The sequence below is a fragment of the Plantibacter cousiniae (nom. nud.) genome (genome assembly GCF_977070315.1).
The window spans coordinates 297,082-320,997 of record NZ_CDRVEU010000006.1 but is presented as its reverse complement, the minus strand read 5'-3'; the positions used below and the strand labels follow the sequence as shown (position 1 = coordinate 320,997).

Genomic DNA, 23,916 nt, shown 5'->3' with positions numbered 1-23,916 from the left:
ATAGTATTTGAACTGTTAGTTTGTGAAGTACTTAACTTTTGAATCCAGGCTTGCCATTTTTAGCTCGCCATTCTTTAATTTCTTTCATAACCCCCGCGGCGCTATCCTCCCGGCCTTCGGGTGGATAACATAATAAATCTGATTTTTCTGGATGTTCAGTCACTTCTGCAACGTGATCGATAAGGCTAATGACGTATTCTTCAGCATTTTCTTTGGTTGCGCTTACGCCGTTAAAAAGTTCGTTCAGGATTTCCATGAACTCAGCTTCGGTATAGTCGCTCAATTGAGATTTGAGTTTCATTGGTTTTTCCTGTGAGCTTGAATATGGTCTTTCGGCGTCATGATTACCAAATTGTCCAAGTCGTAAACTGCTCCGCCTTCGCTAATCCAGTGTTTGTGATGGATTTCATATTTCACACGTTTACCTACCCTATCTGCTGCCCTGACAAGAGGTGCACGTTTATCTGATACCTCAATACGGCTTAATTCCCCAAGATGTCGGCTCAACTCCGGGTCTTTGGATACTTCTAGCCAGATCGCTTCCCTCAGCTTGTCAAAACTTGCGAATGGTCGTCCTCTCAGCTTTTCCGCGATGCTCGAAGGAATGGGTGTCGGCTGACTTGCCGTCGGTCCCCTCAGCCAGCTAGCCGTCACCGGCTCACCATACCCACTCGCAACCCCCGGAATCGACCTCGGGTCCTTGAACAGCAGGTAGCTATTCGGCAGCCCTGAATCAATCGGCGATATGAGAATGTAATCATCAGGATCATCTCGATCAATCGCCGGGTAAGCTTCAAGCTCGGGTACAAAAGGTGTTACCACGTTGCCTGGATTTACCGGCAAAGCGGGTGGTCCTGCGGGTGAGCTTGTCGAGCTGTCCGCCGGTCGTGCTATTGGCGTCCATATCAGTGCCGGTGTCGATTCCCCGTCACGGATAAACTCGTAGGAATTGTTCTGTGCGTTATAGGTGAAAGTTCTTACGCGAACCTTGGTACCAACTTTCACACCGTCCGTAGCTACCCAGCGTGCAGCGCCGCTTGTGCCAGCTTCATCGGATGTCAGTCGATGAGGGACATCCAGCGTGCCCTTGACGCTGGCAAGGTAGTGCAGATCGATATGCGGCGGCAGGTTGAGCTGCGACAGAGGTGTGGCGATAACGGCGGGCGGCAGTTCTGCGTCGCCCAACGGTTGTGGATACATCGCCAGCAACGTAACCAGATTGCTGCCCAATGTTCTGGTCGCAATCCTGATGAGTTGATCCTTCGCGATGTTGGTCGCAACGGTTCTGATGCCTGGTGCTGCGGTGGTGGTTGACGCGGGGGCAATAACTGACCACAACTTGTCGATGCCAGCGGCCTGTCGTGCTTCCTGACTCGCCGGTTTATTGGCCAGCGACAGTTCAGCATGGCGCATGGAAAGCGCTGCTGATTGTTCATTGAGCAGCGTGACCGACTCGGCAAGAAGCTTTGCTTCGTAGGTTTGAGATAAAGCGTTTACCCACGCTTCATGGGCCTGCTGCACACGTGGCGGATCACCCTGGCTGTAGTTCACCAGGTAGTTCAGGTGGTCTTTTTGTGTAGCATGGTCAAGCTCTTGACCGGTGAGACTCAGAGCCTGAGTGCGACGCTCGTCCAGTAACGGTTGTTTGATTGCAAGTAAATAGTTAACCCTGGTTTTTTTCTGAAGTATAAGCTCAAGAGCCTGCTCGTCGCGTGGGGGATCAGCATTTAGATCATGACCTGACGCTAGTTCTTTTTGAAGATCATTCGGCAGCGATGCAGAAGCCAGTAAGTAGTTTTGTGCCAATCCAGATTGTAACGAGGGATAGGACGCTGTCAGCGTTTCAAGAGCCTGTCGATGTGCCTGATCTTTTTCGGCCTGTGCGCGCACCTGCGCTTCAACGCGCTCTCGCTCGGCGGCTTCCGCCATTGCCCGAGCATGCGCCTCGGCTTCTACTCGTGCGAGATGAGCCGCGTGTTCTGCCGCTTGCCGCTGTGCCAACGCATGCGCCTCTGCCTCTTGTTGCCTTAATAGACGTCTCAGCTGTTTATTAGTGATACCTCTTCGGCGACCGCGGCCTGGGCCTAGGCCGGTAGTGCTGGGTCCATTGCCGCTACCAACGACTCCAATGTTCCAACCGGAATTGCTGCCGTTGCTTTCCGCACCGATATGAAAGTTTTTTGATAAATCCGAATCCGGGCGCATCGGAATACCACGGTCTACCAGGATGTTTTTTTCCGGAGGGTCATCGTTACTGTTATTTTCGCTCATACAATTTCCTTTTTTTTGTATGGCGATAGGCTAACAAAGGCTTTTTTCTGAAAAGCCATAATTATGTATGGGTGATGTGCCAACTTCCTGATTTATAGTGTTTAGTAAGTTCGCAAATTTACTGCCTGCACTAAAGTCACTGTGATTATTTGAAGATGCTGCCTTAGTGGTTTATATATTTTCGCGTTTACCTTCTAATAAAGAAGGCTATGCGAGCAGTGTGAGGATTTCTTCTCGGTGCGTACAAAGCTTCAGTCACGGACAGCGTGAGCGCCGCGTACTTGTGGGAGTGAGCTTGCTCACGAAGACGTCGGTACAGCCGACGGATATCTCTCGTCTCGCACGCGTCAGCGGGAATGCCTTTCGTAAGGCTCCGCGTCACCATTCGCTCCATGATGCACATTCAAGATTGGACGCGGAGTCTCCAGAGAAGCATGAGCGAGCATGGCAACGAAAATGTTTGTTGCCCTGTGAATACGCCTTCGCGAGCAAGCGAAGCTTCGCTTGGATCGCATCCCCATGTCAGGGAATCTCGCGTGTATTTGCGTGAGTTTCAGGCTTTGCCAACCAAAACCACCACCTTCCCCACAGCCCTGCGCCCACCCAACAAATCAATCGCCTCCCCAGCCCTTTCCAGCGGATAAATCGTCGACACCAGTGGCTTCAATTTCCCTTCTTCAAACCACGCAAACAGCTGCTTGAAGTTCGCCGCATTGTCCTGTGGTTGTCGCTGCGCAAACGAGCCCCAGAACACGCCGACCACCGAGGCGCCCTTGAGCAGGGTCAGGTTGACGGGCAGTTCCGGAATGCGGCCGCTGGCGAAGCCGACGACCAGCAGGCGACCGTTCCAGGCGATGGCGCGGATGGCCTGGTCGAAAAGGTCGCCGCCGACCGGGTCGTAGATCACGTCGGCGCCGTTGCCATTGGTGAGACGTTTGATTTCGTCCTTGAGGCTGGTTTCGCTGTAGTTGATCAGTTCGTCCGCGCCTGCGTTTCTGGCGACTTCGAGTTTTTCTGCGCTGCTGGCGGCGGCGATGACGCGGGCGCCGAGGGCTTTGCCGATTTCCACGGCGGCCAGGCCGACGCCGCCGGATGCGCCGAGCACCAGCAGGGTTTCGCCCGCTTGCAGGTTGGCGCGTTGTTTGAGCGCGTGCATGGAGGTGCCGTAGGTCATGCTGAATGCGGCCGCCGTGGTGAAGTCCATGCCCTGCGGAATCGGCAGTACGTTGTAGTGGGGAACGGCGACCTGCTCGGCAAAGCTGCCCCAGCCGGTGAGCGCCATGACACGGTCTCCGGGTTTCAGGTGGCTGACGTTTTCCCCGACGGCGGCTATTACGCCTGCGGCCTCGCCACCCGGTGAGAACGGGAAGGGGGGGTTGAACTGGTATTTACCCTCGATGATCAAGGTGTCGGGAAAGTTGACCCCGGCGGCGCGTACTTCAAGCAGAATTTCGTTCTTTTTGATCGCGGGGCCGGGGACGTCTTCGAGCACCAGTGTGCTGGCAGGGCCGAATGCTTTGCATAACAGGGCTTTCATCGGGCTATTCCTTTTCCGGTAATGGCCGATAAAGTCAGTTAAGCGGGTTCCCGGGTCAACAAGCATGGCCCTGCCTGATAAGCACACATAAGCTGTAAGCTACGTGGCAAACCGTATTAAGGAGTGGACTGTGAAAGCGTGGATTCTGATGTTGCTGGCCTTGTCATTGCCTGTCATGGCGCAAGAGGAAGCCAAGGAAGAAGGTGGTGCGCCCAAGGCGGCTTATGTCTCGCTGACGCCTCCGTTCGTGGGTAACTACGCGCTCGATGGCGGCCCCAAGCTGCGTGTCTACAAGGCTGACATTTCCTTGCGTGTGACCGGTGCCGACGCCGAGGCCGCCGTGAAGCGCAATGATGCACTGATCCGCAATCAACTGGTTTCGCTGTTCACTCAGCAGACCGTTGATTCCATGAGCAGCGCCGAAGCGAAGGAAAACATTCGTCAGGAGGCACTCAAGCAGGTTCAGCGCGTTATGAACGATGAAGAAGGCAAGCCGATTGTCGAAGACCTGCTGTTCAATAACTTCATCGTTCAATAACGTCCGTCAGCGCAGTGCCAGTATCGCCGCCCATTGCTCGGCGGTGACCGGCATCACCGAGAGCCGGCTGCCTTTCTGTACCAGAGGCAGTTGCTCCAGCTGGCTTTGTTGCTTGAGATAGCCCAGCCCCAGCACGCTCTTGAAGTTCTCCACGAACTCGACGTCGATGGCACTCCACGGATTCTTTTCCTCCGTGGCCTTGGCGTCGTGATAGTGGCTCTCGGGGTCCAGTGCGGTGGGGTCCGGGTAGGCTGACCTGGCGATTTTAGCGATGCCGGCGATTCCCGGCTCCGGGCAACTGGAGTGGTAGAAAAAGAACGCGTCGCCCTCGGTCATGGCTCTCAGAAAATTACGCGCCTGATAGTTGCGCACCCCGTCCCAGCGAGCGTTGCCCAGTCGTTGCAGGTCGCTGATCGAGAATTCATCAGGCTCGGACTTCATCAGCCAATAGGCCATTGTGCTCACTCCACAGACAAAAAGTTCACGGTATTTCGAATGGCTTGATGACAAACCGACAATCGGTTCGCGCCACTATTTGCGTACTGGTTCACGTTACCGCAAAATGCCGCCCTTTAAAGTTCCACGCTGCTGCACGGCCTATACAAAAACCGATGCTGACATCGTATTGATTTGCCTAAGGAGGGCAGTCAATGAAACGCAAGCCTGATTTACTCTGGATTCTGGTTATTTTGTTTGGCTTGGGTGTCGTGACAACCGGTTATGCACAGAGCTTGTGGTCCACCAAGGATGACGCTCCAGTCGAGATCACTCAGCAGCAGCAAAAAGTCCCCGGCAGGCATTGAGCCCTGCTTGTACTCTGATCGTTGATTGCCCTGTTGGCTGAACGATCAGAGTGTCTGCGCCACATACCAGCCTTTATCCGATACCGTGCCTTGCAGCGGTACATCCCAACTGGCCTGCGCCAGTCGATCGACTTTCTGACACTCGTGAGCCAGTCCCAGTAACACCGGTTTGCGCCAGGTCTTTCTACGCGCCAGGTACGCCAGGCTGCGGTCGTAGAAACCTCCGCCCATGCCCAGGCGACCGCCTTCGTCATCGAAACCTACCAACGGCATCAGAATCAGGTCGAGCGCCCATATAGTGCGCTGTTTTGCCCGGTCAATGCGCGGCTCGGGGATGCGGAAACGGTTGGGGATGAATGTCTCGCCGGGACGCACGCGCTGAAAAATCATGCGGGTGCGCGGCCATGCGTTGAGCACTGGCAGATAGGTTGCCTTGCCGCGGCGCTGGGCTTCGTGCAGCAACAGCCGCGGGTCGATCTCGCCATCCATCGGCAGGTACAGCGAAACATGTCGGGCACGTCGAAACAGTGGGTGCTGCGCCAGTTGACGGTAAATATCCCGTGCGGCTTCGCGTTGCTGGCTGCGGCTCAAGGCTTTGCGTGCCTTGCGTAGCTGGCGGCGCAATTGCGGACGTGTAAGTGACTGGGCGCTGATCATGAGCAGGAGGTCATGCAGGCTGATCCGGAAAGGAGGTTGAAGCTTGAGCGGGGTCGTCGTTGCCAGACAACGGGGCTGGCAACTGACCGAATATGGACTCCCCGACGAACCGCTGTCGGTTTAGCCCTTGAACCCGAAAGTTCAAGGTGGAGATTGCAGGAGGTTTTAAGGCTTTCCGTCGAGCGGACATGCACACCAACCCCAACGTGCAACCCCCGTGGTTGTGCGTATCGGCTCAGGGACATGACCGACTGGCAAGCACTCCAGGGAGCAGCGCGAGTATACAGAAATGCCCCGCAATAATCAGCCCCGAGTTGAATCCGGTGTGCCGGGCGTGTCTGTCGCCAGCACCAGATCGACCTTGTCGAGCAGATCGCGGACCTGTTCGCGGGTGGAACCGCTGGTCTGTACGTCAGGCAGATGTTCCTTGTGCAGCAGATCGTGAGTGATGTTGAGAGCGGCCATCACGGCGATGCGATCGGCGCCGATGACTTTACCGCTGCTGCGGATTTCACGCATCTTGCCATCCAGGTAGCGGGCGGCGCTGACCAGGTTGGTGCGCTCTTCCTGAGGGCAGATGATCGAATATTCCTTGTCCAGGATCTGAACGGTAACGCTGTTGCCATTGCTCATGAGTCTTGCTCCAGGGCTTTAAGGCGCGAAATCATTGACTCGACCTTCTGCCGGGCGATTTCGTTTTTTTCAATCAGTTGGGCACGTTCCTCGCGCCAGGTCTTTTCCTGAGCTAATAAGAGTGCGTTTTGGCCTTTAAGTTGCTCGGCATACTTCAGGAGCAGCTCCACACGTTTCATCAGCGCTTGCAGGTCGGTGTCTTCCATTGTTTTCCACTGAATACTTTCTGATGAATGGCAGGGGGAGCGATGCTTGTGCTCAAGCTCGAACCACCGTCCGGGTGATCTTGTCGCGCGGATAGTCTAGGATACAAGGCCTTCATTCTAGACATTGCGCCGTTTGGCGACTAGCTACCCATGCCCATTCAGAATTCTCCGTACAAAGCGTTCGCCACTCTGCTCAACAGTGGCGGTCACCAGGTATCTCCTGCCGAGCTGCATGGCCTGTTGCTGGGGCGCAGTTGCGCAGCTGCCGGTTTCGACAACGAAGGCTGGTTCGCCGACGCGTCGCAACTGCTGGAAACCGAGCCGCAAGACAATATCCGTCAGGCGCTCATCGGTCTGCAAGAGATGGTCAAGGGCGAGCTCACCGGCGACGACATGACCGTTGTGCTGTTGCTGCCGGGCGACGACGAACCGCTGACCGAGCGCGCTGCTGCGCTGGGCCAATGGTGTCAGGGATTTTTGACAGGCTTCGGTCTGAACATCGGCGACAAGCCGCTGGGTACAGAGGCCAAGGCCGTTCTTGAGGATCTGGCGGCGATTGCGCAGGTTCAGGACGCGCTGGAAGAGTCCGAAGACGGCGAAACCGACTACATGGAAGTCATGGAGTACATGCGCGTAGCGCCGCTGCTGCTGTTCACTGAATTCAACGAGCCGTCCGCGCCGCAACCCAAGCCTTCACTGCACTGATAGCCGATCACTGCGACACCGGTCTGCGCGTGCCATAGCGCGAGCCGGTGGACTCCATCAGGACGCTGCTGCCCATGATTCAGATCCCTAAGTCCGAATACGCCCGCCGCCGCAAGGCTCTGATGGCTCAGATGGAGCCGGACAGCATTGCCATCCTGCCGGCCGCTGCGGTTGCCATTCGCAATCGTGACGTCGAGCACGTCTACCGGCAGGACAGTGACTTTCAGTACCTGAGCGGCTTTCCCGAGCCGGAAGCGGTGGTGGTGCTGATCCCCGGTCGTGAATACGGCGAGTACGTCTTGTTCTGCCGCGAGCGCAATCCCGAGCGCGAGCTGTGGGAAGGTCTGCGCGCAGGCCAGGAAGGCGCGATCCGTGAGTACGGTGCAGACGATGCGTTTCCCATCAATGACATCGATGAAATCCTGCCCGGCCTGATCGAAGGCCGGGATCGGGTGTATTCGGCGATGGGCAGCAATCCCGAATTCGACCGGCACCTGATGGACTGGATCAACGTGATTCGCTCCAAAGCGCACCTCGGTGCCGAGCCGCCCAAGGAGTTCGTGGCGCTGGACCATCTGCTGCACGACATGCGCCTGTACAAGTCCGCTGCGGAAATCAAAGTCATGCGTTGCGCGGCAGATATTTCGGCGCGGGCTCACGTGCGTGCGATGCAGGCCTGCCGCGCCGGGCTGCACGAGTTCAGCCTGGAAGCCGAACTGGACTACGAGTTTCGCAAGGGCGGTTCGAAGATGCCTGCCTACGGCTCGATCGTTGCCTCGGGGCGCAACGGTTGCATCCTGCATTATCAGCAGAACGACGCGGTGCTCAGGGACGGTGATCTGGTGTTGATCGACGCCGGCTGCGAAATCGACTGCTATGCCAGCGACATCACCCGTACCTTTCCGGTGAACGGCAGGTTTTCCCCCGAGCAGAAAGCCATTTACGAGGTGGTGCTCAAGGCCCAGCATGCGGCCTTCGAGGCCATCGGCCCCGACAAGCACTGGAACCAGGCACACGAGGCGACGGTCAAGGTCATTACCGCCGGGCTGGTCGAACTGGGCCTGCTGCGCGGCGACGTTGGCGAGCTGATCGAAAGCGAAGCCTACAAAATGTTTTACATGCACCGTGCCGGGCACTGGCTGGGCATGGATGTGCACGACGTAGGCGAATACAAGGTCGGCGGCGAGTGGCGCGTACTGGAGGTCGGCATGACGCTGACCGTTGAACCCGGGATTTACATATCCCCCGACAACCTGGAAGTCGCGAAGAAATGGCGAGGTATTGGTGTGCGAATCGAGGATGACGTGGTTGTGACCAGGCAGGGGTGTGAAATTCTGTCCGGCGGCGTGCCCAAGACCGTCGCCGAGATCGAGGCGCTGATGGCGGCTGCACAGGAACAGGTCGCATGAGCCGCTTCAATATCGCCATCGTCGGCGGCGGGCTGGTCGGTGCAAGCCTTGCGTTGTCGCTGCAGGCTGGTGCCAAGGCGCGCGGCTGGAAAATCGTGCTCATCGAACCCTTCGCGCCGGGTGAGGCCTGGCAGCCCAGTTACGATGCGCGTTCTTCGGCACTGTCGTTCGGCTCGCGACGCATCTATGAACGGCTTGGCCTCTGGCAGCAGATTTCCCGACGCGCCGAGCCGATCCTGCAAATCCAGGTGTCGGACCGTGGTCGCTTCGGCGCCACTCGCCTGCCTGCGATTGAAGAGGGCGTTCCGGCGCTCGGCTACGTAGTCGAAAACGCCTGGCTCGGTCAGGCTCTGTGGGCCGGGCTGGATCGTGATGTGGTCAGTTGGCGTGTGCCGGCCGAGGTCAAACACATGCAGCCATTGGCCGACGGTTATCGCCTGAGCCTGAGTGACGACAGCGAGCTGGACTGTGACCTGGCGGTGCTGGCCGACGGCGGCCGTTCCAGTCTGCGCGAGCAGCTGGGTATCGGGGTGCGGCAACGGCCCTACGACCAGCATGCGCTGATTGCCAATATCACGCCGAGCGAAGCTCACTGCGGGCAGGCGTTCGAACGTTTCACCGAGGACGGGCCGATGGCGCTGCTGCCATTGCCGGAAAACCGCTGTGCGCTGGTCTGGACGCGTCCGGGCAACGATACCCAGCGCCTGGCCGAGCTGGACGACCGCAGTTTTCTGGAAGAGCTGCAGGGCGTGTTTGGCTATCGCCTGGGCACGCTGCGTCAGGTCGGCGCACGGCATGTCTACCCCCTGGCGCTGATCGAGGCCGAAGAGCAGGTGCGTTCGCATCTGGTGATTCTGGGTAATGCGGCGCACAGCCTGCATCCGGTCGCCGGGCAGGGGTTCAATCTGTCCTTGCGTGACGCCGATGCACTGGCCGGGACGCTGCTGGACAGCGCCGCGCCGCCCGGTGAGTTGTCGACTCTGCAGCTCTACCGTGAGCGTCAGCGTCAGGATCAGCAATTGACCGTGGGCTTCTCCGACAAGGTGACACGCCTGTTCGGCAGCTCCCGGTCGGCGGTTGCCACCGGGCGTAACGTCGGGTTGCTCGGCCTCGACCTGCTGCCTGCCGCCAAGCGCTGGTTTGCCCGCCAGGCCATGGGGTTGGGGACTCGATCCGATGTGTGAATCACACACTTTAAACACAGGGCTTCGGCCGCAAGCGAGAACGGTTTGACCATGGAAACGCGCGCAGATGTGCTGATTGTCGGAGCCGGAATGGTCGGCAGTGCCCTTGCCTTGGCATTGCAGGGCAGCGGCCTTGATGTGCTGGTGGTCGACGGTGGGCCGCTGAGCGTCGAGCCATTTGATCAACAGTCGGGCTTCGAGCCACGGGTCAGCGCCCTGTCGGCGGCCAGCCAGCGAATCCTCCAGCGGCTGGGCGTGTGGGAAGGCATCGCAGCCCGGCGCATCAGCCCGTATGCGCATATGCACGTCTGGGACGGCAGCGGCACCGGGCAGATTCACTTCTCGGCCTCCAGCGTGCATGCCGACGTGCTGGGCCACATCATCGAAAATCGTGTGGTGCAGGATGCGCTGCTCGACCGCCTGCATGCCAGCGACATCGGTCTGCTGGCCAATGCGCGGCTTGAACAGATGCGTCACTCCGGCGATGACTGGCTGCTGACCCTGGCCGATGGTCGTCAGCTGCGCGCACCGCTGGTGGTGGCCGCCGACGGTGCGAATTCCGCTGTGCGCCGCCTGACCGAAACGCCGACGCGTGAATGGGATTACCTGCATCACGCCATCGTCACCAGTGTGCGTACCGCCGATCCCCACAGAAAAACCGCCTGGCAGCGTTTCACCGATGACGGGCCGCTGGCCTTTCTACCGCTGGAACGCGAGGGCGAGCACTGGTGCTCCATCGTCTGGTCAGTCACACCTGCCGAAGCCGAGCGCCTGATGGTGCTGGAGGATGACCTGTTCTGCCGCGAACTGGAGCAGGCATTCGAAGGGCGACTGGGCAAGGTGCTGTCTGCCGATAGCCGCCTGTGCGTGCCGCTGCGTCAGCGTCACGCCAAGCGTTACGTTGCCAGCGGATTGGCGTTGATTGGCGATGCGGCACACACCATTCACCCGCTGGCCGGGCAGGGCGTGAACCTCGGTTTCCTCGACGCCGCAGTGCTGGCGGAAGTACTGACCCATGCTGCAAAGCGTGGCGAGCGCTGGTCTGACCTGCGTGTGCTGGGCCGTTACGAGCGCCGCCGCATGCCGCACAACCTCGCGCTGATGGCCGCGATGGAAGGCTTCGAACGCCTGTTCCAGGCCGACCCGCTGCCCTTGCGCTGGTTGCGCAATACCGGGCTGAAAATGGTCAACCGCATGCCCGAAGCCAAATCGCTGTTCGTGCGCGAGGCGCTGGGGTTGTCGGGAGACCTGCCCGAGCTGGCGCGGATCGAAGCACACTAGAAGCCAATGGATACTCACGTGGAGCCCAGGCGCGACGGTGTTCTTGAGAGCACTATCGTTCCGCACGCCCCAGCGTGGGAATGCCTGTCGTGACGCTCTGCGTCATGGATGTGCGCTGCGCCGCTTGATCAAGAGTGGACGCGCAGCATGGGCACGATGGTGTGTCCCTGACAATGCTCAACGCACCACGCCGCTGCGGTACTGTTCCGGTGTCAGCCCGGTCCAGCGTTTGAAGGCGCGGCTCAGGCAGTCGGTGTCGGAAAAGCCCAGCAGGTAGGCGATTTCGCTCAGCGAGCTTTGCTGATCGTTCATGTGCAGCAGCGCCAGGTTCTGGCGGCATTGATTGAGCAGCAGGTCATAGCAGCAGCCCTCGTCGGCCAGATGGCGCTGCAGGCTGCGCGTGCTCAGGTGCAGGGCTTCGGCGATGCTTTGGGCGGTGGGCTCGCCGTCCGGCAGCAGGGTTTCGATGGCCGAGCGTACGCGCTGTTCCCAGATCAGTGACGGTAACGGATCTCCTTGGGATTCCTGGCCGTTCAGCTGTACCGGGCCGTCATCCAGGTGGCTGTCGAATTGGTCACCGCCAAACTCCAGCAGGTTCTCCTGCGCCGCAAACGTGACCGGTGAACGAAACAGGTCGTGCCAGGGCTGCGGATCCTCGGGTGCCGGACGTTGCAGGTGCACGGCGAGCGGCGCATAGCCCCGGCCTAGCCGATTGCGGCAGGTGCGTACGTAAATGGCGGCAAATGCATCCAGCAGCTCATGAACCGGTGACTGACAGGATGGCGGCGTACCGAAGCGAAATTCATAACGCTCGCCGACTGTTCTGAAATCCAGCTCCAGAGAGTCCTCGGCCATCGAGCGGTAACGTACGATGCGCTCGAAAACCTCGCGCAACGAGCCGCTGGCGACAAGCGTGTAGCCCAGCGCATGAAACGCCGTCGGGCTGACAAAGCGTGAAACACGCAAACCCAGGGCAGGGTCAAGGCTGGCTTGCACTGCGCGTTGCCAGAGCGCGGCGGTGACATCCGGCGAGAATTGCGCATCGGGTTCACTCAGCCTGTTCAGGTCAATACCCGCGCTTCGGCACAACGCATCGCTGTCCATACCCAAGGCAATGAGCTGCTTGCGCAGAGCGGGGGTCCAGCTGGCGAGACTGCTTGGCTCAGGCATGCGGACGCCTCTTCCTGGCATAAAGTGACTTCGGCAGCAGGCCGGTGCCGACAAGGCACCACCGGGCAACTCCATTGCCTGACGCCGTCACCAAGAATGAGAGCATTTGTGACAGTTGTGCAAGTGCCAGGACGCGTTTCTTGCCGTCACACGGAAAATAGTCCGCGCTCTAATCGCTGAGCAGTGCCCCATAGGCCCAAACGAGCTATCAGCAGTCGCCAATTGCGCAGTCGTCGTATAACGCGAAAACGCTCCTTCCCTTCTCAACACGTCGCCAGCCCATGCTGCTGAAGGTCAGATCGTTTCTGTCATTTGACACTGGAATGGCAAATGACTATAAGTTCTCCATGTTGTACGACAACATAAGACTCGAATAAAATTACAACCACAAAAATAATTCAAAGAGTAACAACCTCATGATCAGTCTGAATTCTCAGGCCATAAAGGCATGCTCCTCGTGCGAAAAATCTGTTTTTACGCATGATCGTCGGCAGAAAGCGCCTAAAAGTCTTCTGAAGAAACCGTAACCTGAAGTTACATAAAACCAGCCGCCTCACGGCCTTGGCCGCGGGACGCTCATCGCCAATCTAAAAATAAACAGGGTGAAGAGATGAAGATAAAAGGCATTCGGTGGTGGATGGTGGGGCTGGTCACGGCCGGCCTGGTCGTCAACTACCTGGCACGCAATACGCTGTCTGTCGCAGCACCGACGCTCATGAGCGAGCTGAGCATCTCCACCGAGCAGTACGCGCACATCGTGGTCGCCTGGCAATTGTGCTATGCCATCATGCAGCCCGTTGCGGGCTACATCATCGACGCAATCGGCACCAAGATGGGCTTTGCGATTTTCGCCATCGCCTGGTCTGCCGCCTGCGCTGCCGCCGCATTCGCAACCGGCTGGCAGAGTCTGGCGATCTTCCGCGGCATGCTCGGCCTGACCGAAGCCGCGGGGCTGCCGGCAGGCGTCAAGGCGACCACCGAATGGTTTCCGGCCAAAGAGCGCTCGGTCGCCATCGGCTGGTTCAACATTGGCTCGTCGTTCGGCGCATTGCTTGCACCCCCGCTGGTGGTCTGGGCCATTCTGCAGAGTGGCTGGGAGCTGGCGTTCCTGATTGTTGGCGGTCTGGGCATTGTGTGGAGCGGCCTGTGGCTGCTGTTGTACAAGCATCCGCGCGATCAGAAGCGTCTGGGCGATGCCGAACGCGACTACATCCTCAGCGGCCAGGAAGCGCGTCTGAAGGATGCACCTGCCCGGAAAGGCAGTTGGAAGCGACTGTTCAAAAACCGTAATTTCTACGCGATTGCTTCGGCGCGAATCCTCTCCGAGCCTGCCTGGCAGACCTTCAATGCGTGGATCCCGCTGTACCTGATGACCGAGCGCCACATGAACATCAAGGAAGTCGCGATGTTCGCCTGGCTGCCGTTTCTGGCGGCTGACATTGGCTGCGTACTGGGCGGCTACCTCAGCCCGCTGTTCCACAAGTACTGCAAGGTGTCGCTGTTCACCTCGCGCAAGATGGTCATGCTGTTCGGCTGCTCCTGCATGATCGGGCCGGCGTGCATCGGGCTGGTCGAAAGCCCCTACACCGCCATCGCCTTGCTGTGCATCGGCGGTTTTGCCCACCAGACCCTGTCGGGCGCGCTGTATTCGATCACCTCGGATTCATTCGGCAAGAACGAGGTGGCCACAGCGACCGGGATGGGCGGAATGTTCGGCTTTTTCGGGGCGGCGGCGTTCACCATGGTGTTCGGCGTGCTGGTCACCAAAATCGGCTACAGCCCGCTGTTCGTGGTGCTGGCAATCTTCGACATCGTCGCTGCGATCGTGGTGTGGAACGTTGCCCGTGAAGTCCCGCAGCACGACGAGCCGGTACCGCTGCCTGCGGGCGAGCAGGGCCCGCGTACTGTGCCTGCAACCTGAGGCCGTCGTAATCCTGTAACGAAGTACGGATAGTCTTTGCCCTGAAAGTGATTTTTATTAGAGGCCGTTCCTCGAAGGCAGGGAGTGGCCTCTTTTTTTGTCTATTGGCTGATATTCGTTTTGGGAATTAACAAATAGCTTCTTATTCCTTAGCGAATATAACTTCCATCCCTATACTCGTCTCATGAACGCATACATGCAGGAGGCGAATCCATGCATAACGAGTCGATCCGGTATCTGATCGTGCCAGGCTGGCAGGGGTCTCCTGATGATCATTGGCAGACCCACTGGCAGAACAGCCTGCCCAACAGCACACGCGTGGAACAGGCCGACTGGCTCAAGCCTCGTCGTGAAGACTGGGTCGGCGAGTTGCAGCGCACGATTGCCGCGCACGACACCCCCGTGATCCTGATCGCTCATAGCCTGGGTTGCGTCACCGTCGCGCATTGGGCTCAACTCGCGCCGCTGGAAACCTTGCGTCAGGTGCAGGGCGCGCTACTGGTGGCACCGGCGGACGTCGAGCGTCCGAATTGCCCGCCTGCGTTGCGTAATTTCGCGCCGATCCCTGCTGATCTGTTGCCGTTTCCGACGCAGATTGTCAGCTCTGACAACGACCCTGCGGTTAGCTCCCAGCGCGCCATGGAAATGGCCCGTCACTGGGGCGCGGAAGTCGGGTTTCTGAGTCAGGCCGGGCATATCAACGTCAAGTCCGGTCATCAGCGCTGGGAGCAGGGGTTCGCCTACCTGTACCGGCTGCAAAACCGTCTGGAGCAACACGCGCGTCGTCGCGCATGACCGGGCAGCCTGTTTATCGGACTCACCGGGTCCCGTCTTTTTAAACGCTTGAGCCATCGCAAGGGCTCAGGCGGGAGTGTGTCATGAGCCTTCACGAAAACTTCGGCCAGCCGCTGCTGACCTTTCCCGATGCGGAAAAAAGCCCACTGAGCATTCGCGCCAAGGCGCTGGTGTTCATCGACCCACGCTCGCGCCGATTGCGTGAAGAAATGGAGCAACTGGCTCCCCGTTCTCTACCGGTACTGATCCGTGGCGAGTCCGGGACCGGCAAGGAGTTGCTGGCCCGGCATATTCATCGCGGCAGTGATCGCTCGGGTTTATTCGTTTCGGTGAACTGCGGTGCGATCAGCCCGACCTATGCCGACGCCGAATTGTTCGGCTACGCCGCCGGAGCGCACAGCGGTTCGGTCAGCAGTCGGGCCGGCTGGTTTGGCTCGGCCAACGGAGGCACTTTGTATCTGGATGAAATCGGCGACCTGCCGTTGCCGATTCAGGTCAAGCTGCTCGCGGCGCTTGAGAATCACGAAGTCACGCGAGTGGGCGCGCAGCAGCCGAGCCCGGTCGATGTGCGTCTGGTCGCAGCCACCAGTATCGATCTGGCGCAGGCCGTGGCTGCCGGCAAATTCCACGAGCGGCTTTATCACTACCTGAGCGAGGGGCGTCTTGAACTGCCGGCGTTGCGCGAGCAGCCGGGCAACATCCTGCCGCTGGCCGAATATTTTGTCGGGATCTACAGCCAGCGTCTGAATCTGCCGGTGCAACTGATCAGCGAGGATGCGCAGCGCACGCTGGAGGCTCACAGCTGGCCCGGTAATACCCGTGAACTGGAGAACGTCATTCACTTTGCCTTGCTGGTCAGCAGCGGTGATGAAATTCGGGCTGAAGATATCAATCTGCCGGACATCGCCGATCCGTTCACGCTGATCGAGCGCCAGACGCAGCTATTGCTCGATGGTGGTGATCGCAGGCAGCTGTCCGCGCTCAGGCAACTGCTTGAAACAGTCACCTCAGAGCTGGCGCGGCGTCCTGCTTGAGCGCGCCCCAGCATGGTCCTGATGAGGTAGAGTAGATGCTGATGCAAAAAAGCATAAGCACTCGATTAAAAAGTATTTTATCGGAATATAAAACACCGGTAATGTCAGCGTGATGTCGCAGGGTTCGGATAGCTGTGACAAACCATTGAATAATAAGGTGTCATTTCTGGATGACGCTCTCGGATTTTCGTTAAGGACATTGCATGAAAAAGACGTTTTTGCTGACCGCTCTGGCGGCTGTGTTCTCCATTGGCCTGGCTCACGCAGGTGAAAAGCTGGTCGTCGGCGCGACGCCAGTACCGCACGCGGAAATCCTTGAGCTGATCAAGCCGACCCTGGCCAAAGAAGGCGTGGACCTGGAAATCAAGGTCTTCACTGACTACGTGCAGCCAAACGTTCAATTGAGCGAAAAACGCCTGGATGCCAACTATTTTCAAACCAAGCCTTATCTGGATGGCTTCAATAAGGGCAAAGGCACCAATCTGGTGACTGGCGTGGGCGTACACGTCGAACCGTTCGGCGGCTACTCCAGCAAGTACAAGACGCTGGCTGATTTGCCTGAAGGCGCAACCATCGCCATTCCAAACGAAGGCAGCAACGCAGGTCGCGCACTGCTGCTGTTGCAAAAAGGTGGCCTGATCACCCTGAAGGATCCGACCAACGCCCTGTCCACGCCGAAAGACATCGCGAGCAACCCGAAGAAATTCAAATTCCGCGAACTCGAATCGGCTGTACTGCCACGTGCGTTGAGCCAAGTTGACCTTGCCCTGATCAACACCAATTACGCGCTGGAAGCCAAGCTCAATCCGAAGAAAGACGCGCTGATCATCGAAGGTGCCGATTCGCCGTACGTGAACTTCCTCGTCACCCGCGAAGACAACGCTCACACCGACGCCATCGAAAAACTGTCGAAAGCGTTGACCAGCCAGGAAGTCAAAGACTTCATCAACAAGAAGTACGACGGCGCGGTACTGCCTGCGTTCTGACCACTGATTCTCGTTCCCCCGACTAGCATGCGACGCTCCGCGTCGCATGCCGTTCTGAACGCTCCGCGTCCGATCCTGAATGTGCGGCGCGGCACAGATTTGTGACGCAGAGCGTCACGAAAGGCATTCCCACGCCGGAGCGTGAGGAACGATAGTCGTCAGGGAGATCGCTGTACGGGTGGCGCGCGAGGTGTCCGGGCAAACACTATCGTACCCATGCTCCGCGTGGGTATGCCGTTCTGGACGCTCTGCGTCCTCTTCTAAGCATTACGCACGCAAATCCAATAAGCTCCAACGCCTGGCTCGGTTAATAGCGATGCACGTCCAGGCCCACAGGAGTTTTGCATGCGCAAGGATTACCTCGCTTTCTTCATCTCGCTTTTCCTGTGCGGGGCTGGCGTTTTTCGTCGAATCGTTACCGAGGTTTCTCGCGTTTCCGTTGTGCGGCGCGCTGTGCGACAAGTATTCGCCTATCAGAATTCTGCACATCAGCCAGGTCTACCGGGCATTGCTCTGCGTGCTGGCGATGGTGTTCTACGCACTCTTTGGTGGCATTGGATGGCTCGTGGTTCTCTCGGCATTGTGCGGGGTGCTGACCACGCAAGGCATCATGGCGCGCGAAGTGCTCATGCCGCATATCTTTCAGCACTACAGCTACACCAAAACGGTGTCCTATTCCCAGATCGCCGACCAGTCAGGACTGGTCCTCGGGCCGCTGGTGGCGGCACTGATGCTGGAGGTGTGGGCCTGGCACTGGGTAGTGCTCTGGATCGCCGGACTATTCCTGCTGGCAGACCTCTGCATGTTGGCGTGGCGACGTCTTGGCTGTTTTAAGCTGGAAGTGTTCGAGCAGCATCAAGACATCTGGCTGCAGCCACTGCGGATTGCGTTCGGGCATATCCGTGGCCTGGCCGAATTGAAAAAGATCATCACGCTGGCAGTAGGGGTCAACCTGATCGTCGGCGTCACGCTGGCGACCTCGGCAGCCATGGTCATCGGCGAGTACAGCGCAGGCAAGGATAACTATGCAGGGCTGCAGGCGGCGGGGGCAGTGACCACTATCGTGATCCTGTTCTTCCTGGCCCGTGTGGTGCTGCCTTTGCGGGTGCTGGGCGGTGTCGGGTATTCAATGATCGCGATCGGGGCATTTATCAGCGCCCTGAGTCCGAACCTGATTGGCTATGCGCTGGGGTTTCTGTTGATCGTCGGCTTCGACAAGATGTTCAACGTCTACATGCGCACCCTCCGGCAGCGGGTGATACCGCCCCAGGACTTCGGCAAGACGGTGGGCGTGATCACGTTGCTCAACAACCTGTCGCAGCCTCTGGCGGGTTTGCTGGTGGCCCTGCTCGCAGCGCCTTTGGGCATTCGCCAGGTCATCCTGAGTTTGGCCATGCTGACGAGCGTTATCGGGGCGGGTGCCCTGTGGTGGTTTGCAAAGGCACGCAGCCCATTCCCGACCCCGATTGTTGAGGCTGATCGGGAGGCCGGGAAATGAAAACGAGAGGGTTAGAGCTGGATGGAATTGAGGGTCAACGCAAGAGCGCTCAGACCCCCTGATAACTTTGGCAGGCTGCTCTCCGTCCCTACAGAGAGCAGCCGCCGCTTCAGCCTTAAAACGCCAACGTCACCCGAGCATTCAGCGACTGATCCGAAGCATCGTTACTCACCTGACCGTCGTAACTCAGGCCCACGCTCAGCGTATCGCTCAACCCCAGGTCGACGCCTGCGCCGAGCACGGCGGCGCTGCGGGCGATCGGTGCGCCGGAGAGTTCGAAGGTGCTGCCGCCGCTGAAGGCTGAGCGGCTTTCCGGGGTGACGTCACCGTAGGCGCGACGCCAGCCCAGTGTGGCGTTGGGTTTGATCACGACGCTGCCAGCGTTCAGGCGGGTCGCTGCACGCAGGCCCAGGGTACTGAAGGTGATGTGGTTGTCCTGGGATTTGTTCTGCAGGCTGATGGCGTTGCTGTTCTCGTCGAAGGCGTCGGTGTCGAGGCGCACATGGGCGAGGTTGGCGAAGGGTTCAAGCAGCGCATTGCCCATTTCGATGGAGTAGCCCAGCTCGCCGAATACCTGATTGGTCGCTGCCTTGTAGTCTTCCTTGAAGTGCTCGGACGAGCCCGGCAGGTCCAGCGTACGCTTGGCGGTCAGCTCATGCCAGGTGCGTACCGCGCCGAGGCGCAGGCCCAGTTGGCCCCATTTCGCGCCGCCGTAGACACCCAGATGATAGTTGTCGCTGTCGGTCGAGCCAGACGCGTGGCGCAGGTCGAAGCTGCTGTTGCTGAAGCCTGCCAATGCACCCACACGCCAGGTGTCGTCGAGCGGTACGTCGGCGCCGAACAACAGGCCGCTGGTGCGGGTTTCCAGGCCCGAGGCGTCGCGGCTGCTGTCGGTCTGGCCGGTCGCGCCGATGGCTTGGGTCCACACCACACCACGCGAGGCATCACCGGCGAGGGTTTGTGTGGTGCTGCCGAATGCCTGTGTGGATTGCGCTTGTTGCATGCGATCGTTCATGGCATTGCGCACCAGCCGGCTGTCTTCGATCAGTGCAGATTGGGTCGATGCATGCAGCTCGTTGGATAGCGCGCTGAACGTGGCCTGCGCCGTCGAGGCGTCGTCCTGCACCACCTGACGCCACAGCGCGTTGCCTGCGCCCGCGCTGTCCAGACCCTGCGCGACCGCCTTGGCGTTGCGCGTGGTCGCCAGGCTGGCGAAGGATTGTGCGTTGCGATCCAGCGTCAGCCCTACGTCGGTCGCGGTGTAGTTCAGCGTCGGGGTAAGGAACGCGAAGTTGGTTTGCACGGCGGCAAATGCACCGCTCACGCCACCGGCTGCGGAAATGATCGAGTAACGGCTGGCGGCCAGCCAGTTACCGCCTTCGACCAGCGACAGCGTGCTGTTATTGATCGTCGCGCGGCCGCTGGCGACGATGCGGTCGGCATTGCCATTGGCGTCCGATTCCACTTGATAAACCGAACCCTGAGCCAGGTTGACGTCACCGTTGACGTTCAGCTGCCCGACCGAATTACCCGGTGCGACTACGCCACCCTGAGCGACGTTGATGCCGCCGACGGTGCCGTTGCCACCCAGCGTCGCGCCTTGCTGCACGCTGACGATGGAGTTGCCGAGGTTGCCATTCACTGCCAGGCGACCGGCCTGCACGGTGGTCGCGCCGGACAGGCTGCTGTTGCCGGTCAGGTTCAGTGAACCCACGCCGCGTTTGATCAACGCGCCGTTGCCGGTCAGGGTGTTGGCGAGGGTGTCGTTGGTGGACTGTTCGACCACCAGCGTTGCGTTGTCGGTGATCGTGCCGCTGCCGAAGGCCTGGGCATGACCGGTCAGGGTGCCGCCGTTGATCAGCGTGCCGCCCGAGTAGGTGTTGTTGCCGGTCAGGATCAGGTTGCCCGTACCGTTCTTGATCAGCGCACCGCTGCCGCTGATGTCGTTGCGCCAGGCGTCGATGGCGTTATAGCCGCCCAGGCTGGCGTTCATGTTGACGGTGACGTTGGAATTGAACGCGCCGTAACCATCGCCTGCGGCATACAGGTTCAAGCGACCGTAGCCACCTGACTGATCGATCACTGCGTAGCCCGACGACAGCTCAGTGGTCGCCAGAATCTCGCGGCGCTGGCTGGCGTCCAGGTACGGGAAGCGTGTTTCCAGCAGCACTTCAGCGTTGGTCGGCACGACCGGCGCGAGATTGGTCGGGCCGACCGGGTCGAAGCCGTAAGTCATGCGCGCGGTATACAGCGCCTTGTCCTGCGCATGCTGGGAAGTGCGATCGGTGGCCGGGTCGATGGCCGTCATGCAATTGTTGATGTCGCCGCCGCACTGAGCGGTGAAGTAGGCCAGCGCCTGCGCGCGAGCATCGGCGCGCAATTGCGTGTTGGCGGAATTGGACAGGTTGTCGATGGCGAAATAGGTCGCGGTGATTCGCCCGCCCATCACGTCGAAGGGCGAGTGCATGCCCGCTTCGATGCGGTTGTCGCCGATTTCCGAAGCACGCAGCATCAACTCGCTGAACCGCTCGGGGATCGCGTAGGCCAAGGCGTAGGCTGACAGGTAGGCAGCGTTGGTGTGCCCGCTGGGGAAGCCCGAGTCACTGGCCGGCGTGGTGCTTTCGGCCGGGCGCAGGGACGGCGCGACGACGAATGCCAGGCTCTGTCCGTCGAGGCTCTGCCGCCATGGCCGTGGATACAGATAGTGGGACTTGGCCGGGGTCGTGGAGGCATCGTTACGCACGGCACCGACCAGATCGACCACCTTGCCCAGCGCCGAGGACGAACTGCCTGCGCCATTGCCCTTGTCGTCGTACCTGACGGTTTTATTGCTGTCGTCGAATTGCGTGATCGTCGTGAACGCGCCCGCGCCGGCTTTGTAAGCATCGCTCAGCGAGCCCAGGCCGCTGATGGCGCTGTAGCTCTGGTCGCGGCGGTCATCGAAGTAGGCGGCGGTTTCCTGCGCCAGCGTGCGCGAGTTGGCGCGGTCGACCACGATCTGCAGGTTGCGTCGCAGCAGGCTCTGACCGAGGGCAGTCGGCGTGCCGGTGTCCCAGGTCGCACCGGTCGTCCACAGGGTGTTGAACCCGGAGAGCAGGTCGACACCGTTTATACGATTGTCATTGGCACGGCTCGCTGCCTGAACCGAGACGGCAAGCAGCGAAAGTATCAACGACGACACCATTACATGGGCAACCGGTTTATTGGATCGCATAGCGGGCGCTTCACTCGATTCGGATGAGGCGCCGACCCTAGCAAGGCGGTCTTACACTTGGATGTATCTGTCGTGACACATTTATGCTGGCTGACACTACACAGCGAGGCAGTGAAAAAATCAGCACTATAGATATTCCTTAACGGTATTTAAATTATCTTTCTTATACCTATAGAGTTTCGTCTTTCAGTCACACAGTCTTGGAGTCGGAGTTCTCATGCCAGCAGCCTCCCTCGCTTCATCGTCCGCTCAACCTGCTTCGCAATCCTTCGAAGTGCGTCCATTCACCGAAAAGGTGGGCGCTGAAATCGTTGGGCTGGATCTGTCCAGGCCGTTGAACGATGCCGACTTCGCTCGTGTGCATCAGGCACATTTGGATCACCATGTCGTGGTGTTTCGCGATCAGCAGATCACGCCGCAACAGCAGATCGATTTCAGCCGGCGTTTTGGGGTGCTGCAGATCCATGTGCTCAAGCAGTTTCTGTTGGCCAACCATCCGGAAATCCTGATCGTCTCCAACATTGTCGAGAACGATAAGCCTGTGGGCCTGGGCGACGCCGGCAAGTACTGGCATTCGGACCTGTCTTACAAAGAGCTGCCGAGCCTGGGCTCAATGCTTTACGCCCAGGAGCTGCCAAGTGAAGGCGGCGATACGCTGTTTGCAGACATGCACCTGGCGTGGGAAACGTTGCCGCAACACCTGCGCGATGCGGTCGCAGGGCGCTCGGCGGTGCACAGTTACACCGCACGCTACGCCGAGGGCCATAACGCCGCCAACTGGCGTCCGACCCTGACCGCCGAGCAACTGGCTCAGGTGGTGGAAGTCAGCCACCCGATCGTTCGCACCCACCCTGAAAACGGGCGCAAGGCGCTGTTCGTCAGCGAGGGTTTCACGACGCGCATCCTCGGTCTGCCGGAAGACGAGAGCCGTCAGATTCTCAACGAGATTTACGCCCATAGCGTGAAGCCCGAGCACATCTATCGGCACCAGTGGCAGGCCGACGACATGGTGTTCTGGGACAACCGTTCCCTGATCCATCTGGCTGCCGGCTGCCCGGCGCACCTGCGTCGCAAACTGCATCGCACGACCATTCAAGGCACCGCGCCATTTTGATCCAGGAGAGCCGTTCATGAATGCTGTCGCGCAAGGCCACACGGCCAGCACCAGCACCCAACCGCAACCGGCTGAACAGCCGATTGCTGAAGCCTTGTTGCAAGTTCGCGGCGTCAGCCTCGAATACCGCACACCAGAACGTGTGGTACGGGCAACGCATCAGGTCAGTTTCGAAGTCGATCCGGCCGATCGTTTCGTGCTGCTCGGCCCATCCGGTTGCGGCAAGTCCACATTGCTCAAAGCCGTAGCCGGGTTCATCCGGCCCAGCGAGGGCGAGATTCGTCTGGCGGGTCATCAGGTCACCGAACCTGGCCCGGACCGCATCGTGGTGTTTCAGGAATTCGACCAGTTGCCGCCGTGGAAAACCGTGATCGAGAACGTCATGTTTCCGCTGCTGGCATCGCGCACCCTGAAGCGTCCCGAAGCGCTGGAGCGTGCACGTTACTACCTGGAAAAGGTCGGCCTCAGTGCGTTTGCCGATGCCTACCCGCACACCTTGTCCGGTGGCATGAAAGCCCGCGTGGCGATTGCCCGGGCCTTGGCCATGCAGCCGAAAATCCTGCTGATGGATGAGCCGTTTGCCGCGCTCGATGCACTGACCCGACGCAAGATGCAGGAAGAGCTGCTTGAGCTGTGGGAAGAGGTGCGCTTTACGTTGCTGTTCGTCACGCACTCCATCGAAGAAGCGCTGGTGGTCGGTAACCGCATCCTGCTGCTGTCACCGCATCCGGGCCGCGTACGGGCGGAAATCAACAGCCATCAATACGACCTGAAAAGCCTGGGCGGCGTTGGTTTTCAGCAGACCGCGCAGCGTATTCATCGTTTGTTGTTCGATGAGGGCGAGGCCGGTCCGGTGGAGCAGGATCTGAATTTTCAGGACATCCGGATTGCTTACTAGGCGACTGCCTTGATCGTTCCCACGCTCCGCGTGGTAATGCCTTTCAGGACGCTCCGCGTCCT

General features: G+C 59.3%; 22 protein-coding genes and 1 other RNA gene. 13 read left to right on the top strand and 10 right to left on the bottom strand.

The window, feature by feature from the left end; all coding sequences use genetic code 11:
• Window positions 1-31 precede the first annotated feature (31 nt).
• From ACW55A_RS14450 to ACW55A_RS14440, 3 genes are all read right to left on the bottom strand, one after another.
• The gene (locus ACW55A_RS14450) at window positions 32-301 is read right to left on the bottom strand and encodes a bacteriocin immunity protein (RefSeq protein ID WP_072365143.1); all 270 of its coding nucleotides are present in this window, start codon (window positions 299-301) and stop codon (window positions 32-34) included.
• Entirely contained in the window at window positions 298-2,271 is a 1,974-nt protein-coding gene (locus tag ACW55A_RS14445; RefSeq protein WP_498811368.1) for a pyocin-S2/colicin E7-DNase domain-containing protein, read from the bottom strand. Before ACW55A_RS14445 ends, ACW55A_RS14450 begins: the two co-directional genes overlap by 4 nt.
• 553 nt (window positions 2,272-2,824) lie before the next feature.
• Window positions 2,825-3,808 carry an NADPH:quinone oxidoreductase family protein gene (locus tag ACW55A_RS14440; protein WP_498811367.1) on the bottom strand — a complete coding sequence of 328 codons (984 nt, stop codon included), beginning with the start codon at window positions 3,806-3,808 and terminating at the stop codon, window positions 2,825-2,827.
• Between the two features lie 130 nt (window positions 3,809-3,938).
• On the opposite strand from ACW55A_RS14440, the gene ACW55A_RS14435 reads away from it, so the two are divergent.
• Window positions 3,939-4,346: a flagellar basal body-associated protein FliL gene (locus ACW55A_RS14435; protein WP_003365857.1), complete on the top strand. Its 408-nt coding sequence runs from the start codon at window positions 3,939-3,941 to the stop codon at window positions 4,344-4,346.
• Window positions 4,347-4,352: 6 nt separating this feature from the next.
• Here the strand turns inward: ACW55A_RS14435 and ACW55A_RS14430 are convergent, their stop codons facing one another.
• Window positions 4,353-4,802 carry an EVE domain-containing protein gene (locus ACW55A_RS14430; RefSeq protein ID WP_096137140.1) on the bottom strand — a complete coding sequence of 150 codons (450 nt, stop codon included), beginning with the start codon at window positions 4,800-4,802 and terminating at the stop codon, window positions 4,353-4,355.
• Between the two features lie 194 nt (window positions 4,803-4,996).
• Here ACW55A_RS14430 and ACW55A_RS14425 point away from each other — a divergent pair, with 194 nt between their 5' ends.
• The gene (locus ACW55A_RS14425) at window positions 4,997-5,149 is read left to right on the top strand and encodes a hypothetical protein (protein ID WP_003317333.1); all 153 of its coding nucleotides are present in this window, start codon (window positions 4,997-4,999) and stop codon (window positions 5,147-5,149) included.
• 45 nt (window positions 5,150-5,194) lie between these two features.
• Here the strand turns inward: ACW55A_RS14425 and ACW55A_RS14420 are convergent, their stop codons facing one another.
• The 4 genes from ACW55A_RS14420 to ACW55A_RS14405 form a co-directional block, all read right to left on the bottom strand.
• Window positions 5,195-5,806: a 5-formyltetrahydrofolate cyclo-ligase gene (locus tag ACW55A_RS14420; RefSeq protein ID WP_498811366.1), complete on the bottom strand. Its 612-nt coding sequence runs from the start codon at window positions 5,804-5,806 to the stop codon at window positions 5,195-5,197.
• A gap of 94 nt (window positions 5,807-5,900) precedes the next feature.
• Window positions 5,901-6,079: non-coding RNA, 6S RNA (gene ssrS, locus ACW55A_RS14415), on the bottom strand.
• 30 nt (window positions 6,080-6,109) lie between these two features.
• Window positions 6,110-6,439, bottom strand: a complete 330-nt coding sequence (locus ACW55A_RS14410; RefSeq protein ID WP_003317331.1) for a cell division protein ZapA — start codon at window positions 6,437-6,439, stop codon at window positions 6,110-6,112.
• Complete coding sequence (locus ACW55A_RS14405; protein WP_002551573.1) at window positions 6,436-6,645, bottom strand: TIGR02449 family protein; 210 nt, start codon at window positions 6,643-6,645, stop codon at window positions 6,436-6,438. The genes ACW55A_RS14410 and ACW55A_RS14405 overlap by 4 nt, the downstream gene beginning before the upstream one ends.
• A 150-nt stretch (window positions 6,646-6,795) precedes the next feature.
• On the opposite strand from ACW55A_RS14405, the gene ACW55A_RS14400 reads away from it, so the two are divergent.
• The 4 genes from ACW55A_RS14400 (at window position 6,796) to ACW55A_RS14385 (ending at window position 11,224) form a co-directional block, all read left to right on the top strand.
• The gene (locus ACW55A_RS14400) at window positions 6,796-7,350 is read left to right on the top strand and encodes a YecA/YgfB family protein (protein ID WP_003432285.1); all 555 of its coding nucleotides are present in this window, start codon (window positions 6,796-6,798) and stop codon (window positions 7,348-7,350) included.
• 74 nt (window positions 7,351-7,424) lie between these two features.
• On the top strand, window positions 7,425-8,759 hold the full coding sequence (gene pepP / locus ACW55A_RS14395) for a Xaa-Pro aminopeptidase (protein ID WP_498811365.1): 1,335 nt from the start codon (window positions 7,425-7,427) through the stop codon (window positions 8,757-8,759).
• Window positions 8,756-9,943 (top strand): 2-octaprenyl-6-methoxyphenyl hydroxylase, encoded by a 1,188-nt coding sequence (ubiH, locus tag ACW55A_RS14390; protein WP_498811364.1) that lies wholly within the window; start codon window positions 8,756-8,758, stop codon window positions 9,941-9,943. The genes pepP and ubiH overlap by 4 nt, the downstream gene beginning before the upstream one ends.
• Before the next feature lie 51 nt (window positions 9,944-9,994).
• Window positions 9,995-11,224 (top strand): 2-octaprenyl-3-methyl-6-methoxy-1,4-benzoquinol hydroxylase, encoded by a 1,230-nt coding sequence (locus tag ACW55A_RS14385; RefSeq protein WP_455808309.1) that lies wholly within the window; start codon window positions 9,995-9,997, stop codon window positions 11,222-11,224.
• Between the two features lie 177 nt (window positions 11,225-11,401).
• Here the strand turns inward: ACW55A_RS14385 and ACW55A_RS14380 are convergent, their stop codons facing one another.
• Window positions 11,402-12,394 carry an AraC family transcriptional regulator gene (locus tag ACW55A_RS14380; protein ID WP_003365871.1) on the bottom strand — a complete coding sequence of 331 codons (993 nt, stop codon included), beginning with the start codon at window positions 12,392-12,394 and terminating at the stop codon, window positions 11,402-11,404.
• 610 nt (window positions 12,395-13,004) lie between these two features.
• Between ACW55A_RS14380 and ACW55A_RS14375 the strand changes: the two genes are divergently transcribed.
• The 5 genes from ACW55A_RS14375 (at window position 13,005) to ACW55A_RS14355 (ending at window position 18,628) form a co-directional block, all read left to right on the top strand.
• Window positions 13,005-14,315: an MFS transporter gene (locus ACW55A_RS14375; protein WP_080266234.1), complete on the top strand. Its 1,311-nt coding sequence runs from the start codon at window positions 13,005-13,007 to the stop codon at window positions 14,313-14,315.
• A gap of 213 nt (window positions 14,316-14,528) precedes the next feature.
• Window positions 14,529-15,110, top strand: coding sequence for an alpha/beta hydrolase (locus ACW55A_RS14370; protein ID WP_003365875.1), 582 nt, complete (start codon window positions 14,529-14,531; stop codon window positions 15,108-15,110).
• Between the two features lie 83 nt (window positions 15,111-15,193).
• Entirely contained in the window at window positions 15,194-16,144 is a 951-nt protein-coding gene (locus tag ACW55A_RS14365; protein WP_096107357.1) for a sigma 54-interacting transcriptional regulator, read from the top strand.
• Window positions 16,145-16,347: 203 nt separating this feature from the next.
• Window positions 16,348-17,130, top strand: a complete 783-nt coding sequence (locus tag ACW55A_RS14360) for a MetQ/NlpA family ABC transporter substrate-binding protein (RefSeq protein WP_455808307.1) — start codon at window positions 16,348-16,350, stop codon at window positions 17,128-17,130.
• A gap of 316 nt (window positions 17,131-17,446) precedes the next feature.
• On the top strand, window positions 17,447-18,628 hold the full coding sequence (locus tag ACW55A_RS14355; RefSeq protein WP_498811363.1) for an MFS transporter: 1,182 nt from the start codon (window positions 17,447-17,449) through the stop codon (window positions 18,626-18,628).
• A 115-nt stretch (window positions 18,629-18,743) separates the two neighbouring features.
• Here the strand turns inward: ACW55A_RS14355 and ACW55A_RS14350 are convergent, their stop codons facing one another.
• Window positions 18,744-21,842, bottom strand: a complete 3,099-nt coding sequence (locus ACW55A_RS14350) for an autotransporter domain-containing protein (RefSeq protein ID WP_498811362.1) — start codon at window positions 21,840-21,842, stop codon at window positions 18,744-18,746.
• A gap of 217 nt (window positions 21,843-22,059) precedes the next feature.
• Between ACW55A_RS14350 and ACW55A_RS14345 the strand changes: the two genes are divergently transcribed.
• Both ACW55A_RS14345 and ACW55A_RS14340 read left to right on the top strand, forming a co-directional pair.
• Window positions 22,060-22,956, top strand: a complete 897-nt coding sequence (locus ACW55A_RS14345) for a TauD/TfdA dioxygenase family protein (RefSeq protein WP_003432305.1) — start codon at window positions 22,060-22,062, stop codon at window positions 22,954-22,956.
• 16 nt (window positions 22,957-22,972) lie between these two features.
• Window positions 22,973-23,854: an ABC transporter ATP-binding protein gene (locus ACW55A_RS14340; protein ID WP_455808304.1), complete on the top strand. Its 882-nt coding sequence runs from the start codon at window positions 22,973-22,975 to the stop codon at window positions 23,852-23,854.
• The last annotated feature ends 62 nt before the right edge of the window (window positions 23,855-23,916 follow it).

Excerpts from the sequence above, each read along its gene's own strand:
- ACW55A_RS14450 (WP_072365143.1), bottom strand. The coding sequence starts at position 301 with ATGAAACTCAAATCTCAATTGAGCGACTATACCGAAGCTGAGTTCATG.
- ACW55A_RS14380 (WP_003365871.1), bottom strand. The coding sequence starts at position 12,394 with ATGCCTGAGCCAAGCAGTCTCGCCAGCTGGACCCCCGCTCTGCGCAAG.
- ACW55A_RS14360 (WP_455808307.1), top strand. The coding sequence starts at position 16,348 with ATGAAAAAGACGTTTTTGCTGACCGCTCTGGCGGCTGTGTTCTCCATT.
- ACW55A_RS14420 (WP_498811366.1), bottom strand. The coding sequence starts at position 5,806 with ATGATCAGCGCCCAGTCACTTACACGTCCGCAATTGCGCCGCCAGCTA.
- ACW55A_RS14405 (WP_002551573.1), bottom strand. The coding sequence starts at position 6,645 with ATGGAAGACACCGACCTGCAAGCGCTGATGAAACGTGTGGAGCTGCTC.
- ubiH (WP_498811364.1), top strand. The coding sequence starts at position 8,756 with ATGAGCCGCTTCAATATCGCCATCGTCGGCGGCGGGCTGGTCGGTGCA.
- ACW55A_RS14370 (WP_003365875.1), top strand. The coding sequence starts at position 14,529 with ATGCATAACGAGTCGATCCGGTATCTGATCGTGCCAGGCTGGCAGGGG.
- ACW55A_RS14385 (WP_455808309.1), top strand. The coding sequence starts at position 9,995 with ATGGAAACGCGCGCAGATGTGCTGATTGTCGGAGCCGGAATGGTCGGC.
- ACW55A_RS14440 (WP_498811367.1), bottom strand. The coding sequence starts at position 3,808 with ATGAAAGCCCTGTTATGCAAAGCATTCGGCCCTGCCAGCACACTGGTG.
- ACW55A_RS14445 (WP_498811368.1), bottom strand. The coding sequence starts at position 2,271 with ATGAGCGAAAATAACAGTAACGATGACCCTCCGGAAAAAAACATCCTG.
- ACW55A_RS14340 (WP_455808304.1), top strand. The coding sequence starts at position 22,973 with ATGAATGCTGTCGCGCAAGGCCACACGGCCAGCACCAGCACCCAACCG.
- ACW55A_RS14400 (WP_003432285.1), top strand. The coding sequence starts at position 6,796 with ATGCCCATTCAGAATTCTCCGTACAAAGCGTTCGCCACTCTGCTCAAC.
- ACW55A_RS14375 (WP_080266234.1), top strand. The coding sequence starts at position 13,005 with ATGAAGATAAAAGGCATTCGGTGGTGGATGGTGGGGCTGGTCACGGCC.
- ACW55A_RS14345 (WP_003432305.1), top strand. The coding sequence starts at position 22,060 with ATGCCAGCAGCCTCCCTCGCTTCATCGTCCGCTCAACCTGCTTCGCAA.
- ACW55A_RS14355 (WP_498811363.1), top strand. The coding sequence starts at position 17,447 with ATGCACGTCCAGGCCCACAGGAGTTTTGCATGCGCAAGGATTACCTCG.
- ACW55A_RS14365 (WP_096107357.1), top strand. The coding sequence starts at position 15,194 with ATGAGCCTTCACGAAAACTTCGGCCAGCCGCTGCTGACCTTTCCCGAT.
- ACW55A_RS14425 (WP_003317333.1), top strand. The coding sequence starts at position 4,997 with ATGAAACGCAAGCCTGATTTACTCTGGATTCTGGTTATTTTGTTTGGC.
- pepP (WP_498811365.1), top strand. The coding sequence starts at position 7,425 with ATGATTCAGATCCCTAAGTCCGAATACGCCCGCCGCCGCAAGGCTCTG.
- ACW55A_RS14350 (WP_498811362.1), bottom strand. The coding sequence starts at position 21,842 with ATGCGATCCAATAAACCGGTTGCCCATGTAATGGTGTCGTCGTTGATA.
- ACW55A_RS14430 (WP_096137140.1), bottom strand. The coding sequence starts at position 4,802 with ATGGCCTATTGGCTGATGAAGTCCGAGCCTGATGAATTCTCGATCAGC.
- ACW55A_RS14410 (WP_003317331.1), bottom strand. The coding sequence starts at position 6,439 with ATGAGCAATGGCAACAGCGTTACCGTTCAGATCCTGGACAAGGAATAT.